Here is a 15,798-nt window from a genome sequence, read left to right as displayed (position 1 = left end):
CGGCCATTCCACCGTCGGGGTGCCGCGGACCACCCGCACAAACCGGACACCGCGCCCACAGCGGGACGGTCGGTGGAACAGCATGGGTGTATCCGCGCCCCGGAGACACCCATGGCGTTCCACTCAGCCGCCGAGCGCCGGCGGGAAACGGACATTCACCCAAGCCCGAGGCCCGTCAGGGCTGGCTTCGTCTTCAGTCGGCGCCAGCAGGTCGACAGGGCCCTGTCGAGCGACCTGATGAACTCCGGCTCGCCGAAGCGGGTATCCGGCACCCCGCGACACCGCCACCTCGCCGAGCCGGCGTCGATGGCGCCGCAGAGTGCACAGAAGGCGGCATCCGGAACATTCCGGACACCGCCTCCTCGCCGAGCGGGGTGGATCAGTCGAGGCCCGGCCCGGCCCCGGGACCGATCACGGTTCGAACTTGTAGCCCAGGCCGCGGACCGTGACGATGAAGCGCGGCGCGGACGGCTCCGGCTCGACCTTGGAGCGCAGCCGCTTGACGTGCACGTCCAGCGTCTTGGTGTCGCCCACGTAGTCGGCGCCCCAGACCCGGTCGATGAGCTGCCCCCGGGTGAGCACCCGGCCGGCGTTGCGGAGCAGCAGCTCCAGCAGCTCGAACTCCTTGAGCGGAAGCTGCACGGCGGCGCCGTCCACGGTCACGACGTGCCGCTCGATGTCCATCCGGACCGGCCCGGCGGCCAGCGTCGGCGCACCCGACTCGGTCGCCTCGGCACTCTGCCGGCGCAGCACCGCCCGGATCCGGGCGACCAGCTCGCGGGGCGAGTAGGGCTTGGTGACGTAGTCGTCGGCCCCGATCTCCAGGCCGACCACCTTGTCGATCTCACTGTCCCGGGCGGTGACCATGATGATCGGCACGTGCGACCGCTGCCGGAGCTGGCGGCAGACCTCGGTGCCCGACATTTCCGGCAGCATCAGGTCGAGCAGCACGATGTCGGCGCCGGTCCGGTCGAACTCGGTGAGGGCCGAAGTGCCCGTCGCGGCGACGGAGACCTCGAAACCCTCCTTGCGGAGCATGTAGGACAGGGCGTCGGAGAACGATTCCTCGTCCTCCACCACCAGTACGCGGCTCAACGGGGTGTTTCCTTTCCTGTCGGTCAGACCTGCCGGAGCTCGGCCGGGCCGGCCTCGATCCCAGCGGAGGAGAGTGTCGCCTCCAGGTCGTCCGGGGGGCGGGCGGGCAGCCGGAGGGTGAACGTCGACCCCCCACCAAGAGTGCTCGACACATCCACCCGACCGCCATGGTTGCTGGCGATGTGTTTGACGATGGCCAGGCCCAGGCCGGTGCCCCCGGTGGCCCGGGAGCGGGCCTGGTCGGCCCGGTAGAAGCGTTCGAAGATCCGGTCGACCTCGTTCGGGGCGATGCCGATGCCCTGGTCGGCGACGGCGATCTCGACGTGCTCGTCGGTGGCCCGCGCGGTCACCCGGACCGTGGTGTCCTCGGCCGAGTAGTTGATCGCGTTCTCCACGAGGTTCGCCACCGCGGTGGCGAGCTGGCTGTCACTACCGTACGCGGTCAGCCCGCGTTGCCCGTCGACGACGATCTCCACGTGCCGCGCGGTGGCCGCGGTGCGGGTCCGGTCGATCACCTCGGCGATCACCCAGTCCAGCGAGACGGGCTCGGGGGCGGGCTGCGGCTCGGCGCCCTGGAGCCGGGTCAGCTCCAGCAGTTCCTGCACTAGCCGGCCGAGCCGGGTCGACTCGTGCTGGATCCGCTCGGCGAACCGTCGGGCGGCGACCAGGTCCTCGGACAGCTCGGCCGGCCCGTCGCCGGCCGGTTCGGTGGCGTCCACCAGCGCCTCGGCGAGCAGTTGGAGGGCGCCGATCGGGGTCTTCAGCTCGTGGCTGACGTTGGCAACGAAGTCCCGCCGTACCCGGGCCAGCCGGTGCGACTCGGTGACGTCGGCCGCCTCGATCGAGATGTAGCCGGCGCCCAGTCCCATGGCGCGCAGGTGCACGCCGAGCGGGTTGTCGCCCGCGCTGTCGCGACCGCGCGGCAGGTCCAGCTCGATCTCGCGGCGCACGCCCGTGCGGCGGACCTGCCCGGCGAGGGTACGGATCAACGGGTGCGCGGCGATGGAGCCGGGTGTCGCCCCGGTGCGGAGCAGGCCCATCGCCCGGGCGGCGGGGTTCACCAGTACCGGCACGTCGTCCGGGTCGAGCACCACCACGCCGGCGCGCAGCGCGTCGACCGTCTTGCGGCCGAGCCCGGTGAGCCCGCCCTGCTGGTCGTCGGGAATCGCGGGCCTCCCTGAACTGCGACGGGAGGTCACGCCTCCCGGCGACACCGACCGGCGCCGCCACTGCTGGACGGGTCCGGACAGCAGCAGGCCGGCGACCAGCCCGGTCGCCAGCGCCACGGCCACCACGACCGCCACCGCCCATTCCACCCGGCGATCGTAGGGTCATTGTTAACCCGGGCATCGGTCAGAACGGGACGAACCACTCTCACTTTCGGGAATGTTCACTCGCGGGCCCCGCGTCGTTCACCCGCGTTCATCTCGGCGCCGGTTCCCCCGGCCTACCGTGGGTCGCGCACCTGCTCACGCCGTACCTCGGCCACCTGGCCGGGGCGGTGACCACCGACCCCAGGAAGTGACGATGCGCGACGAGTTCCGGGCCGACCTGCAGATTGTCAGCCAGCTGCTGGTGGACATGGCCGAGGGGGTACGGGCGGCCATGCGGCAGGCCACCAGGGGCCTGCTCACCGCGGACCGCGCCGCGTCGGAGACGGTGATCGCGCGGGACGCCGAGATCGACGAGCTGTACCGGCACGTGGAGGAGCGGGTCTGCGACCTGCTGGCCCGGCAGGCGCCGGTCGCCTCCGACCTGCGCGCCATGATCACCGCCCTGCACGTGGCCGCCGACCTGGAGCGGATGGGCGACCTGGCCGACCACGTCGCCAAGACGGCGCTGCGCCGGCACCCCTCGCCGGCGGTGCCGGCCGAGCTGCGCCCGGTCTTCACCGACATGGCCGCCATCGCCGACCGGATGGCCGAGAAGATCGCCTCGGTTCTGGCGAAGCCCGACGCCGACCTCGCCGCCGAGCTGGACCGCGACGACGACACCATGGACGACCTGCACAAGAGCCTCTTCGGCGTGCTGCTCGGCGACGACTGGCCCTACGGGGTGGAGACCGCGATCGACGCGACCCTGCTGGGCCGCTTCTACGAGCGCTTCGCCGACCACGCGGTGAACGCCGGCGAGCACGTGGTCTACCTGATCACCGGCGAGACCGCGCCCTCGGCGAGCTGAGCCGGACACGACGAAGGCCCCCGGTCACCCGAGGGCCTTCGTCGTCGGCGCGTCAGCGGCCCTGGTTGGCGACCGCGGCGGCGGCCTCCTTGGCGGCCTCGGGGTCGAGGTAGGTGCCGCCGAGGACCTGCGGGCGCAGGTCGGGGTCGAGGTCGTAGCGGAGTGGGATGCCGGTGGGGATGTTGAGCTTGGCGATCGCCTCGTCGGAGATCTGGTCGAGGTGCTTGACCAGAGCGCGCAGCGAGTTGCCGTGCGCCGCCACAAGCACCGTCCGGCCGGCCAGGACGTCCGGCACGATCGAGTCGTACCAGTAGGGCAGCATCCGCTCGACGACGTCCTTGAGGCACTCGGTGCGCGGCATCAGCTCGGTCGGCAGCAGCTTGTACCGGGCATCGCCGACCTGCGACCACTCGTCCGCGTCGTCGATCGGGGGCGGCGGCGTGTCGTACGACCGGCGCCAGAGCATGAACTGGTCCTCGCCGTACTCGTCCAGGGTCTGCTTCTTGTTCTTGCCCTGCAGGGCGCCGTAGTGGCGCTCGTTGAGCCGCCAGGACCGGCGCACCGCGATCCAGTGCCGGTCGGCGGCGTCCAGCGCCAGCTCGGCGGTGCGGATCGCGCGGCGCAGCACGCTCGTGTGCACCACGTCGGGCAGCAGGTTGTGCTCGCGGAGCAGCTCACCGCCGCGCCGCGCCTCGGTCTCGCCCTTGGCGGTCAGGTCGACGTCGACCCAGCCGGTGAAGAGGTTCTTGGCGTTCCAGTCGCTCTCGCCGTGCCGCAGCAGGACCAGCGTCCCGACGGTGGGCCCCTCGCTCGCAGTCATGCGGATCATCCTGCCGTACCGCGTCGCCGGACACGCGGGGACGGGTCGTGACGACCACCACGTGGAAAAGCTGATGACCGGCGTTCCCGGGCGCGACTAGGTTGTAAGGCGCTGCGGATAGATCGGTCATTACCAAAACGGGGGCGCGGGGATGCGGACGGTGCGGGGCTGGTTCCGGGACACCACAGGCGGGCTGCCGAGGACCTTCTGGTACCTCTGGACGGGCACGCTGATCAACCGGCTCGGCTCGTTCGTCCTGGTCTTCCTGGCCATCTACCTCACCCAGGAGCGTGACTTCTCCGCCTCACAGGCCGGCCTGGTCATCGGGCTCTGGGGCGTCGGCGGCGCGGTGGGCACCACGATCGGCGGCACCCTGACCGACCGGTGGGGACGGCGGCCCACCCTGCTCACCGCGCACCTCGGCGCGGCCACCATGATGGTCGCGCTCGGCCTGGCCCGGCCGCTCTGGGCGGTGGCGCTGGGGGCGCTGCTGCTCGGCACCTTCGCCGAGGCGGCCCGCCCGGCGTTCGGCGCCATGATGGTCGACGTGGTGCCGGAGAAGGACCGGCTGCGCGCCTTCTCGCTGAACTACTGGGCGATCAACCTGGGCTTCGCCTGCGCCGCGGTGCTGGCCGGCGTCGCCGCCCAGGCCGGCTACCTGCTGCTCTTCCTGGTCGACGCGGCGACCACGCTGGTCACCGCTCTGATCATCTTCACCCGGGTGGGTGAGACCCGGTCGGCGCATGCCGGCCCGGTGAGCAAGGGCGCGGCGGCCCCCACGGGCGCCCTGCGGACCATCCTCACCGACCGGGTGTTCCTGGGCTTCGTGGCGCTCAACCTGTTCGGCGCGCTGGTCTTCCTCCAGCACATCTCGATGCTGCCGATCGCCATGGGCGACTCCGGGCTGAGCCCGGCCACGTACGGCTCGGTGATCGCGCTCAACGGGGTGCTCATCGTGGTCGGCCAACTCTTCGTGCCCAGGCTCATCAAGGGCCGGAGTCGGTCGCACGTGCTCGCGCTCGCCGCGCTGGTGATGGGCGCCGGGTTCGGGCTGACCGCGTTCGCCGAGACCGCCTGGCTCTACGGCCTGACCGTGCTCATCTGGACGGTCGGCGAGATGCTCAACTCGCCGTCCAACGCCACCCTCATCGCCGAGCTGTCCCCGGCCGCGCTGCGCGGTCGCTACCAGGGCGCCTTCTCGCTCTCCTGGCAGCTCGCCGGCGCGACCGCGCCGGTCCTCGGCGGCCTCGTGCGGGAGCACGCCGGCAACACCGCGCTCTGGCTCGGCTGCGCCGCGATCGGCGCCGTGATGGCGGTGGCCCATCTGGTCTCCGGCCCGGCCCGGGAGCGGCGCGCCGCCCGGCTCCGCACCGCGGGCGCGCCGGTCACGCCGGTCACCGTGGCCCGGACCCCGGTGCCGGAGGCGGCCGAGGCCGCGGCCACCGCACCCGCCGAGCCGGTCCGCGCCGCCTCCTGAGGTACGCCCCGTCCGGGCGGTGGTGACCAGGGCCACGCCCGCACCGCCGGTTCGGGCTACTACCGTCGGCAGAGCGGATCGGTTAACAAACTTTCCCAGGAGGACGGGTGCGCGGCCTGCGGCGCTGGTGGGACGACACGGCCGGCGGGCTCCCCGCCACGTTCTGGTATCTCTGGTCCGGGCTGCTGATCAACCGGGCCGGCGCCTTCGCCATGCTCTTCCTGTCGCTCTACCTGACCGCCGCGCGCGGCGCCTCGGCGTCGCTCGCCGGCCTGGTGGTCGGGGCGTACGGGGCCGGCGGCGCGGTCGGCACGCTGCTCGGCGGGGTGCTGGCCGACCGGTGGGGCCGGCGGGCCACCCTGCTCGCCGCTCACCTGGGCGCGGCCGGGCTGATGGTGGCGCTGGCGTTCAGCCGGCACCTGGCCGTGATCGCCGTGCTGGCCGCGCTGGTCGGGGTGGTGCACTCGATGCCCAGCCCGGCGTTCGTGGCCGCCATCGTGGACGTGGTGCCCGAGGCCCGTCGCTCCCGCGCGTTCAACCTGCAGTTCTGGGCGTTCAACCTGGGCATGGCGGTGGCCTCGCTGCTGGCCGGGGTGCTCGCCGAGGCCAGCTTCCTGGCGCTGTTCCTGGTCGACGCCGCGGCGACCCTGGCGGCGGCCGTGGTCATCGCGCTGAAGGTCCCGGAAACGATGACCCGCCGCCCGGCGATCACCCTGCGCGCCGTGGCGGGCCGGCGGCCCGGGCTGCACACCGCGCTGACCGACCGCACCTTCCTGACCTTCGTCGGGCTGACCTTCCTGCTGGCCGTGCTGACCATGCAGACCTCGACCATCATGCCGCTGGCGATGCGGGCCGACGGCCTGCGCCCCACGGCGTACGGGGTGGTGGTGGCGCTCGGCGGCGCGCTGATCGTGGCCGGGCAGCTCTTCGTGCCCCGGCTCATCGAGCCCTACCGAAAGTCGACCGTGCTGGCCGTCTCCACCGGGCTCATGGCGCTCGGCTTCGGGGCGCTGACCGTCGCCGACGGCCTGCCGCTCTACCTGGGGGCGGCGGTGGTGTGGACGGTCGGGCAGATGCTCGCCGCACCGCCGAACGCGCAGATCAACGCGGATCTCGCCCCGCCCGAGCTGCGTGCCCGCTACCAGTCGGTGTTCTACCTGACCTTCCCGGCGGCGTCCTTCGTGGCGCCGGCGCTGGGTGGGCTCAGCCTCCAGCATCTCGGCGAACGGCACTGGCTCGTGGTGGGCGCCCTGGGCCTGGTCGCGGCGGCGGGTCACCTGCTGGCCGGGCCGCCCCGGGAACGCCGGGTCGCCGCGCTGCGGGCGGCGGCCGAGCGGGCGGAGACGGTGTCGGCGGGGCACTGAACGTCCCCGGAACGGCGTCGAGCGCCCACCACGACCCCCGTCGTGATGGGCGCTCGCACCGTACGCCCGGCGGCGGCGGGCGACCCTCACCCCCGTAAGCGTCGCCCGCTCGCGCCGCCGGTTCCACGGGTGGCACCGTCCCCCAACGGTGTGCTCCACCCGATCCCTCGCGCCTCGCTTGCGCGGATCTGATCGATCCGCCGCTCCCCCGAACGTTTCCAAGCGTGGCGCGGTGCAATAAAGTTAGTTCGCCCGGATTCCGGATTCAACCCAGATTGCTGTCTTGCCCGTCACAGCACTCGTGTCGGAAATCCGGCTGTCCCTGCTCCGGTCTCTTCGTTGGCCAACAGCGGGTTCCCGCCGACCATTCCCGTAAACCTCAGGCGTCCTCGCGATTCGGGTTCTCGGTCCGGAAGAAGTTGCTCTGCCGGCCGTCCCGCATCTGCTCCTGATAGATCAGGTTCAGGCCGCGCAGGTCGAAGGTCCGGAACCAGTCATCCCAGCTCACCTCGCGGATCCGGCTGCTCTCCCGGTATCCGGGGATGTTGAACGTCAGCACCCCGGGGCGGTCGCCGCGCTCCGTCCCGGCGATCGTGGCCGGTTTGGCGTTGCGGGCCCGGGCCCAACGCTGGATGACCTCGTGGTTGGTCGTCACCAGGCTCCGCCCGGGACGTTCGGGACGGTCGTCCAGCGACGTGATCTGCTGGGACGAACTCACCGACCGGGCCGCGGACCGACCGCCGCGGATCTGGGTGGCGGTCGCCGCCCGTGCCCGGGCCGGTCCCGTGGCCTTCTTCGCGGGTGCCGCCCGGGCGCCCGCGGCCTTCTTCGCGGGCGCCGCCTTGGCCCGGCCGCCCGCGGCCTTTTTCGCGGGCGCCGCCTTGGCCCGGCCGCCCGCGGCCTTCTTCGCCGGTGCCGCCTTCGCCCGGACACCCCCCGCCTTCTTCGCCGGTGCCGCCTTCGCCCGGACACCCCCCGCCTTCTTCGCCGGGGCCGCCTTCGCCCGGGCACCTGCCGCCTTCTTGGTCGGCGCCGCCTTCGCCCGGGCGCCGGTGACCTTCGCGGCCGGCGCGGCCTTGGCCCGCGACGGCGCGGCCTTGCGCGCCGCGGTGGTCTTCTTCGCCGCGGCGGTCTTCTTCGTCGCGGACGGCCGGCCGGCCGGGCCGGTGCTCTTCCGGGCCGCGCCACCGCGACCCTCCGAGCGCATGGTCCGGGCCAGCGTCTGCACCAGCTCCGGCTTCCGCAGGGCGGAGATCCCGGCGACCCCGCGCCGGCGGAGCTGGCTCCGGATGTCGTCGACCTTCATCCGGGAGATCTCGGATTCGGAGATGCGCGGCGTGTTCGGCGTCTGGTTGCCGGCTTGCCGCTTGGTCCTGGTCGCAGTCGTGCCGCGACTTGAGCTGTTGCGCTGAGCCATGGGACACGCTCCTCGACAGTCCGTCCTCGGCCCGCGGTGGGTCCCAAGTGCCGCACCGCGCGGTGCGGCATACCCGTCAGGACGGCTCCGAACCTCCGGCGGCCGAGCCGGCCGGGGTCGAGGGCTCGAAGAGGTGGGCGAACGCGGCCAGGTTGGCCGTCGACTCACCCCGCTTGACCCGCCACTCCCACTCCCGACGGATGGCGGTGCCGAAGCCGATCTCCAGCATGCTGTCGAAGGACTCGTCGGCGTAGGTCAGCACGGCCCCGAGCAGGCGGTCCAGCTCGTCCTCGTCGACACCGGTCAGGTTGACCCGCCCGGTCAGGTAGACGTCGCCGACCGCGTCGATGGAGAAGGACACCCCGTACATCCGGGCGTTGCGCTGGAGCAGCCAGGCCCAGAGCTCCTCGCGGCGCTCGTCGGGCTGGCGCATCACGAACGCCTCGACCCGCAGCGCGTGTTCGCCGACGATCAGGTTGCAGATCGTCTTGAGCTTGTGCGTCCCCGGCAGGGTGACCGCGTACGACGTCTCGCCGGTGGACTCCCACTCCAGCTCACGGTCGGCGCAGACGGCCTCGATCAGGGCGGCGACCTCACTCCTGCGGCTCATCGGACCCACTCTACGGCCGCCCGGCGGAGGTCGCCGGGCCACGGGCGCTCACCAGGAGCAGGTGAGCGCGGGGTCGCCGAGCCGCATGGCCAGGCGGGCGCGGTGGTCGGCGATCGCCTCGCCGTAGACGGCGAGCAGGCCGGAGGCGGTGCGGTGCCAGGAGAAGGCGCGGGCGTGCCGTTCGGCGCCCCGGCCCAGGGTGGCCCGGCGCAGCCGCTCGGGCAGCAGGCGGGCCAGCGCGCGGGCCCAGTCGACCGGGTCGTGGCCGTCGATGAGCATCCCGCTGACGCCGTCCCGGACCGCGGTGACCAACCCGCCCACGGCGGCGGCCAGCACCGGCGTGCCGCAGGCCTGGGCCTCCAGCGCGACCAGCCCGAACGACTCGTTGTACGAGGGCACCGCGATCAGGTCCGCCGCGCGGTAGAGGGCGGGCAGGTCGTCGCCGGTCTGCGGCGGGAGGAACCGCACCCGGTCGGCGACGCCGAGCGAGCTGGCCAGCTCGATGAGGGCGGTGGGGCGGTCCAGCCCGCTGCCGCTCGGGCCGCCGCAGATCACCACGGTCACCTGGTCGGCGAGCGCCGGCTCCCGCTCGCGCAGCGCGGCGACCGCCCGGATCAGCACGTCCGGGGCCTTGAGCGGCTGGATCCGGCCGACGAAGGCCACCACGTAGCCGCTGGTCGGCAGGCCGAGGCGGCGGCGGGCCGCCAGCATCGCCGCGTCCCGGTCGCCGAGGGCCGGGCGGAACCGGTCCAGGTCCACGCCGGGCTCCACGACGGCCACCCGGGCGGGCTCTGCGTCGTACCGGTCGATCAGGTCGCGGGCCTCGACCCGGGTGTTGGCGACCAGCCGGTCGGACTCGGCCACCACCTGCTCCTCGCCGATGACCCGCGCCTTGGGCTCGGGCCGGTCCCCGGCGGCGAGCTGGGCGTTCTTGACCTTGGCCAGGGTGTGCGCGGTGTGCACGAGCGGCACGCCCCAGCGCTCCTTGGCGAGCCAGCCCACCTGGCCGGAGAGCCAGTAGTGCGAGTGGATCAGGTCGTAGTGGCCCGGTGGGCGGGCGGCCTCGGCGCGGAGCACCCCGGCGGTGAAGGCGCAGAGCTGGCCGGGCAACTCCTCCTTGGTCAGCCCCTCCAGGGGGCCGGCGGTGACGTGCCGGACGCTCACCCCGGGCGCCATCTCGACCACCGGCGGCAGGTCGCCGGAAGTGGCCCTTGTGAAGATCTCCACCTCGACGTCGGCCTCGGCCAGCCGCCGGGCGACCTCCAGGATGTAGACGTTCATGCCGCCGGCGTCGCCCGTGCCGGGCTGGTGCAGCGGCGAGGTGTGGACGGAGAGGGTGGCGATCCGGCGCGGCCGCGGCCACGGCAGGGCACCTCGCTGACGACCGACACCGGTGTGCAACTCCGCCACGTCCGCTCCCTCTGTCACGGTTGATGCCGTCCCGCACGACCGGCGCTTCTCGGTCAACCTCCGCGCCGGATGTCATCTTCCCCATCGGGCTTCGGAAATGCGTCGCGGCGGGTCCCGGGCGTGACGGACCTCATCGGCGCGGGGAACGGGGCGCCGGGTGAGAATGACCGGATGACCTCAGTCGCGATCGTCACCGGGGCGTCCAGCGGGATCGGCGCGGCCACCGCCCGCCGGCTGGCCGCCGAGGGTTTCCACGTGCTCGCCGCCGCGCGGCGTACCGACCGGCTGGCCGGCCTGGTCGCCGAGATCGAGGCGGCCGGCGGCACGGCCACCGCGGTGGAATGCGACGTGACCTCGGACGAGTCGGTCGCCGGCCTGGCCACCGCGGCCGATGCCGCGCCCGGCCCGGTCACCCTGCTGGTGAACAACGCCGGCGGGGCGCGCGGCCTGGACCCGGTGGAGTCCGCCGACCTCGGCGACTGGCAGTGGATGTATGACGTCAACGTGCTCGGCACCCTCCGGGTCACCAAGGCGGTGCTGCCCGCGCTGGAGAAGTCCGGCGCGGGCACCGTGGTGATCGTCAGCTCGACCGCCGGGCACGTCGTCTACGAGGGCGGCGGCGGCTACACGGCGGCCAAGCACGCGCAGACCGCGATGGCCGGCACCCTCCGGCTGGAGCTGTGCGGCCGGCCGGTCCGGGTCATCGAGATCGACCCGGGCATGGTGAAGACCGAGGAGTTCGGCCTGGTCCGGTTCGGGGGCGACGCCGACCGGGCCGCCGCGGTCTACGCCGGTGTGGCCGAGCCGCTGGTTGCCGGCGACGTGGCCGACTGCGTCGCCTGGTGCGCCACCCGCCCGCACCACGTCAACATCGACCAGCTCGTGGTCCGCCCGCTGGCCCAGGCCGCCCAGCACAAGGTGCACCGGACCATGGTGAAGCGCGAGGAGTGAGCCGGGTCTGCGAGCCCCGCAGTCGCGAACGGGGAGGGTGCTGATGGCCCGGCCGCTCGGGGTGGTCACCCGGGGGACGACGAATCCGAACCGGCTCCGGCGGGTGGACAAATGGATCGTCGCGACCTGCGGCGACGCGCTGCGCGCGGCCGCCGACCCGCTCGTGGTGGACCTGGGCTACGGCGCCACGCCGGTCACCGCGGTCGAACTGCGGGCCCGGCTCGCGGCCGCGGTCCGCCCCGACGTGCGGGTGGTCGGGCTGGAGATCGACCCGGTACGCGTGGCCGCCGCCCAGCCGGCCGCCGACCCGCCCGGGCTCACCTTCGCCCGGGGCGGCTTCGAGCTGGCCGGGCTGCGTCCCGCCCTGGTCCGCGCGTTCAACGTGCTGCGCCAGTACGACGAGGGCGAGGTGGCCGACGCCTGGCGTGCCGTCACCGGGCGGCTCGCGCCGGGCGGGCTGCTGGTCGAGGGGACCTGCGACGAGCTGGGCCGGCTCGGTGGCTGGGTGCTGCTCGACGCCACCGGCCCGCGCACGCTCACCCTGGCCGCGAAACTCACCACCCTGGAGAGCCCGGCGCAGCTCGCCGAGCGGCTGCCCAAGGCGCTCATCCACCGCAACGTCCCCGGTGAGCCCATCCACGACCTGATCGAGGCCCTGGCGGCCGCCTGGCAGGCCACCGCCGGCTACGCCCCGTTCGGCCCCCGCGACCGCTGGACCAGAACGGTCGCCGCCCTGAAGCAGTCCGGCTGGCCCGTCCTCGACCGCCCCCACCGCTGGCGCCTGGGCGAACTCACCCTCCCCTGGCCCACCATCGCCCCCACCTGACCCTCACCCGGCCCCGCCCGCCGGCCGCACTCCCGCGCCCGCACCCGGCCGCCGCCATCACCGTTGATCATGAAGTTAGCGGCAGTTTATGGCCGATTTGTCCCCGCTAACTTCATGATCACCGCGGCTCAGGCCAGGGGGAGAGGAGGGGGGTTAGATCGCGCAGTTGATCAGGACGGGTTCGGGGTGGAGGGGGATGCCGAAGCGGGTGTGGACGCCGTCGCGGATCTCGCGGGCGAGGGCGACCAGGGCGGCCGTGCTCGCGGCGCCGGTGCGGTTGGTCAGGGCCAGGGTGTGCTTGGTGGAGATGGCGACGCCCTCGGGGCCGGTGTAGCCCTTGCCGAAGCCGGCCCTGTCGATCAGCCAGGCGGCGCTCAGCTTGACCGTGTCCCCCGGGCACGGCCAGGACGGCGGCTCGCCCAGATCGGCGGCGCGCTCCCGGAACAGCTCGTACGCCTCACGCTCCAGCACCGGGTTGGTGAAGAACGAGCCCACCGACCAGGTGTCCGGGTCCTGCGCGTCGAGCACCATGCCCTTGCCGGCGCGCAGCCGCCGCACGGTGGCCCGGGCGTCGGCCAGCGGCACCCGGTCGCCCACCTCGACGCCGAGCGCACGGGCCAGCTCGGCGTAGCGCACCGGGCCGGAGTGCGGGGAGCGGGTGAGCCGGAAGTCGACCGAGAGCACCACCCAGCGGTCGCTGTACTTGAAGATGCTGCCCCGGTAGGCGAACCCGCAGTCCGCCGCCGCGATCCGGACCACGGCGCCCTCGGTCCGGTCGTACGCGTCGACGGCGGTGATCGTCTCGGCCACCTCCTGGCCGTACGCGCCGACGTTCTGGATCGGGGTGGCGCCGGCCGAGCCGGGGATGCCGGAGAGGCACTCCAGCCCCGACCAGCCGCGCTCGACGGTGGCGGCGACCAGGTCGTCCCAGGGCTCGCCGGCCTCGACCCGTACGGTGACCGTGTCGGCGTCCTCGGCGACCACCCGGAACCCCCGGGACCGGATCAGCACGACGGTGCCGGGAAAACCCTGGTCGCCGATCACCACGTTGCTGCCGCCGGCCAGCAGGAGGACGGCCTGCTCCCGCGCCTCCGCCTCCCGCACCTTCTGGACCAGCTCGTCGGCGCTGGTCGCGATCTCCAGCCGCCCGGCCGGGCCGCCGAGGCGCAGCGTGGTGTAGCGCGCCAGGGTGGCCGGGTCGGTCGGGTGGGCTCCGGTCGTCGGTTCGGCGTAGACGTCTGACACGCCTCTCACCCTAGGCTGAGGGGTAGCCGCGGCACCCACTGGTGGCCCGGTCACCCCCGGGAGGATTGCGATGAGCAGACTGCACGGCACGAAGGACTTCTGGATCGGCGCGTTGCGGACGGAGGGTCCCGCCTTCGCCGCCGCCGTCGCGGAGGCACCCCCCGAGACACCGGTGCTGTCCTGTCCCGGCTGGACGGTCTCCGACCTCGCCCTCCACCTCACCCGGGTCTACGCCTGGGCCCGCACGGTGCTGACCGCCGGGACGGCCAGCCGCCCGGAGCGGCACGACCCGGAGCCGCCGGCCGGCCTGACCCCGGCCCAGTGGTACGGCCAGGAGTACGAGCGGCTGGTGACGCTGTTGGAGGGGCTGGACCCGGAGGCCCCGGCGTGGAACTTCGCGCCGCAGCCCAAGAAGGCGGGCTTCTGGCCGCGCCGGATGGCGCACGAGACCGCGGTGCACCGCTGGGACGCCCAGCTCGCCATCGGCGCGGGTGAGCCGATCGAGGCCAAACTCGCGGCCGACGGGGTGAGCGAGGTGCTGGACACCTGGCTGCCGGCGGGCCGGCGGATCCAGCCCGGGCAGTGGCACGGGGTGGTCCAGCTGACCGCCACCGACGCCGCCCAGGAGTGGTACCTGCGGCTGCGCGGCGAGGGGATCGCCCTGCTGGACACCGCGACGATCCTCGACCACGACGAGCACCACGCCCGCGCGCAGGCCACCGGCACCGCGAGCGACCTGCTGCTGGCCGTGATGGGCCGGATCAGCTTCGACGCCCTCGGGGTGGCCGGCGACCGTCGCCTGCTCGACGGGTTGCGGGTGGGCTGACCCCGCCGGGGGGGGTCTCGGGGACATCAGGCGGAGAGCGGCGTTTCCCACCGGAGCGCCACTCTCCGCCTTTTTCCGGACGCTCTGAGAGCGCTCTCTTGACAGGCCCGGGGGGAGCCACCACCCTGTCGTGAGAGCGCTCTCTCAGTACCGGAACCATCCACCACCACCCGATACACCTAGAGGGGTCAGATAAGAGATGGTCACCTTCACGCGTCGCCGCCTGGCCGCGGTGGCCCTGGTCGCCACCACCGCGCTGCTGGGCGCCACCGCCTGCGGGGGCGGTGACGACGAGGCCGCCAGCGATGGCCCGGTCACGCTCACCGTCGACGTCTTCGGCCAGTTCGGCTACGAGGAGCTCTACAAGGAGTACATGGCCAGCCACCCCGGCGTGAAGATCGTCGAGCGGGGCACCGGCAGCAACCTGGACGAGTACTCGCCGAAGCTCACCCAGTGGCTCGCGGCGGGCAAGGGCGCGGGCGACATCGTCGCCATCGAGGAGGGGCTGCTGGTCGAGTACAAGGCCAACCCGCAGAACTTCGTCAACCTGCTGGACCACGGCGCCGCCGACCTGAAGGGCAACTTCCTGGACTGGAAGTGGAACCAGGGGCTCACCGCCGACGGCAAGCAGCTCATCGGCCTCGGCACCGACGTCGGCGGCATGGCCATGTGCTATCGCAAGGACCTGTTCGCCAAGGCCGGTCTGCCCACCGACCGGGAGGCGGTCTCGAAGCTCTGGCCCACCTGGGCGGACTACATCAAGGTCGGCGAGCAGTTCAAGGCGAAGAACACCGGTGCCTCGTTCCTCGACGCGGCGACCAACACGTTCAACACCATCCTGCTCCAGACCGCCGGCAACAGCACCGGCTACAGCTACTACGACACCGGCGACAAGCTGGTCGTCGACAGCAACCCGGCGGTCCGGCAGGCGTACGACACCACGATGGACATCATCGACTCCGGCCTGTCGGGCCGGTACGGGTCGTGGTCGGACGAGTGGGTCTCCGCGTTCAAGCAGTCGAAGTTCGCCACCATTGCCTGCCCGGCCTGGATGACCGGGGTCATCGAGGGCAACGCCGGACCGGGCGCCAAGGGCAAGTGGGACATCGCCCAGGTCCCCGGCAACGGCGGCAACTGGGGCGGCTCGTTCCTCGCGGTGCCGAAGCAGGGCAAGCATCAGGCCGAGGCGATCGAGCTGGCGAAGTTTCTGACCAGCGCCAAGGGCCAGATCGGCGCGTTCAAGGCCAAGGGCCCGCTGCCCTCCTCGCCGCAGGCGCTGGCCGACCCGGCGATCGTCGACTCGACGAACGCGTACTTCTCGGCGGCCCCGGTCGGCAAGATCTTCGCTGCCGGCGCCACGGGCCTGAAGCCGGTCTACATGGGACCGAAGAACCAGGCCGTCCGCACCGAGGTGGAGAACGCCGTCCGCACCGTGGAGCTGGGCAAGCGCAACCCGGAGCAGGGCTGGACCGACGCGGTCGAGAACGCCAGGAAGGCCGCTGCCAAGTAACCCGAGCCAGGCGTGCGGGCGGCCCCGGTGACGGGTGCCGCCCGCACGGCGGAAAGGAGTCCCGGG

Annotated in this window: 14 protein-coding genes; 7 read left to right on the top strand and 7 right to left on the bottom strand. The window is 73.0% G+C overall.

Annotated elements, in window-relative coordinates; translation table 11 throughout:
- Window positions 1-411: 411 nt before the first annotated feature.
- Complete coding sequence (locus ABZV78_RS05915) at window positions 412-1,095, bottom strand: response regulator transcription factor (RefSeq protein WP_355635693.1); 684 nt, start codon at window positions 1,093-1,095, stop codon at window positions 412-414.
- Window positions 1,096-1,118: 23 nt separating this feature from the next.
- Window positions 1,119-2,411, bottom strand: a complete 1,293-nt coding sequence (locus tag ABZV78_RS05910) for an ATP-binding protein (RefSeq protein ID WP_355635691.1) — start codon at window positions 2,409-2,411, stop codon at window positions 1,119-1,121.
- Window positions 2,412-2,622: 211 nt separating this feature from the next.
- Here ABZV78_RS05910 and phoU point away from each other — a divergent pair, with 211 nt between their 5' ends.
- Window positions 2,623-3,276, top strand: a complete 654-nt coding sequence (gene phoU, locus ABZV78_RS05905) for a phosphate signaling complex protein PhoU (RefSeq protein ID WP_189198221.1) — start codon at window positions 2,623-2,625, stop codon at window positions 3,274-3,276.
- A 52-nt stretch (window positions 3,277-3,328) separates the two neighbouring features.
- On the opposite strand, the gene ABZV78_RS05900 is transcribed toward phoU, so the two are convergent.
- Complete coding sequence (locus ABZV78_RS05900) at window positions 3,329-4,096, bottom strand: phosphoglyceromutase (protein ID WP_355635689.1); 768 nt, start codon at window positions 4,094-4,096, stop codon at window positions 3,329-3,331.
- A 151-nt stretch (window positions 4,097-4,247) separates the two neighbouring features.
- Here ABZV78_RS05900 and ABZV78_RS05895 point away from each other — a divergent pair, with 151 nt between their 5' ends.
- Window positions 4,248-5,573, top strand: coding sequence for an MFS transporter (locus tag ABZV78_RS05895; protein WP_355635687.1), 1,326 nt, complete (start codon window positions 4,248-4,250; stop codon window positions 5,571-5,573).
- Window positions 5,574-5,680: 107 nt separating this feature from the next.
- Entirely contained in the window at window positions 5,681-6,937 is a 1,257-nt protein-coding gene (locus tag ABZV78_RS05890; RefSeq protein ID WP_355635685.1) for an MFS transporter, read from the top strand.
- Window positions 6,938-7,316: 379 nt separating this feature from the next.
- On the opposite strand, the gene ABZV78_RS05885 is transcribed toward ABZV78_RS05890, so the two are convergent.
- The 3 genes from ABZV78_RS05885 to mshA all read right to left on the bottom strand — a co-directional run bounded on the left by ABZV78_RS05885 (window position 7,317) and on the right by mshA (window position 10,374).
- Entirely contained in the window at window positions 7,317-8,243 is a 927-nt protein-coding gene (locus tag ABZV78_RS05885; protein ID WP_355635683.1) for a hypothetical protein, read from the bottom strand.
- Between the two features lie 187 nt (window positions 8,244-8,430).
- On the bottom strand, window positions 8,431-8,964 hold the full coding sequence (locus tag ABZV78_RS05880; RefSeq protein WP_355635681.1) for a YbjN domain-containing protein: 534 nt from the start codon (window positions 8,962-8,964) through the stop codon (window positions 8,431-8,433).
- A gap of 48 nt (window positions 8,965-9,012) precedes the next feature.
- Window positions 9,013-10,374 (bottom strand): D-inositol-3-phosphate glycosyltransferase, encoded by a 1,362-nt coding sequence (gene mshA / locus ABZV78_RS05875; RefSeq protein ID WP_355635679.1) that lies wholly within the window; start codon window positions 10,372-10,374, stop codon window positions 9,013-9,015.
- Between the two features lie 171 nt (window positions 10,375-10,545).
- On the opposite strand from mshA, the gene ABZV78_RS05870 reads away from it, so the two are divergent.
- Complete coding sequence (locus tag ABZV78_RS05870; protein WP_355635677.1) at window positions 10,546-11,325, top strand: SDR family NAD(P)-dependent oxidoreductase; 780 nt, start codon at window positions 10,546-10,548, stop codon at window positions 11,323-11,325.
- 43 nt (window positions 11,326-11,368) lie between these two features.
- Complete coding sequence (locus ABZV78_RS05865; protein ID WP_355635675.1) at window positions 11,369-12,151, top strand: class I SAM-dependent methyltransferase; 783 nt, start codon at window positions 11,369-11,371, stop codon at window positions 12,149-12,151.
- 153 nt (window positions 12,152-12,304) lie between these two features.
- Here ABZV78_RS05865 and ABZV78_RS05860 read toward each other — a convergent pair whose 3' ends face one another.
- Entirely contained in the window at window positions 12,305-13,396 is a 1,092-nt protein-coding gene (locus ABZV78_RS05860; RefSeq protein ID WP_355635673.1) for a UDP-N-acetylmuramate dehydrogenase, read from the bottom strand.
- A gap of 70 nt (window positions 13,397-13,466) precedes the next feature.
- On the opposite strand from ABZV78_RS05860, the gene ABZV78_RS05855 reads away from it, so the two are divergent.
- Window positions 13,467-14,222 carry a maleylpyruvate isomerase family mycothiol-dependent enzyme gene (locus ABZV78_RS05855; RefSeq protein WP_355635672.1) on the top strand — a complete coding sequence of 252 codons (756 nt, stop codon included), beginning with the start codon at window positions 13,467-13,469 and terminating at the stop codon, window positions 14,220-14,222.
- 199 nt (window positions 14,223-14,421) lie between these two features.
- Complete coding sequence (locus tag ABZV78_RS05850) at window positions 14,422-15,732, top strand: extracellular solute-binding protein (RefSeq protein WP_355635670.1); 1,311 nt, start codon at window positions 14,422-14,424, stop codon at window positions 15,730-15,732.
- Window positions 15,733-15,798 lie beyond the last annotated feature (66 nt).

The sequence above is a fragment of the Micromonospora sp. NPDC004540 genome (assembly GCF_040610095.1).
GTDB lineage: Bacteria > Actinomycetota > Actinomycetes > Mycobacteriales > Micromonosporaceae > Micromonospora.
Note: the sequence above shows the minus strand (reverse complement) of the source record. Positions and strands in the feature narration are given on the sequence as shown.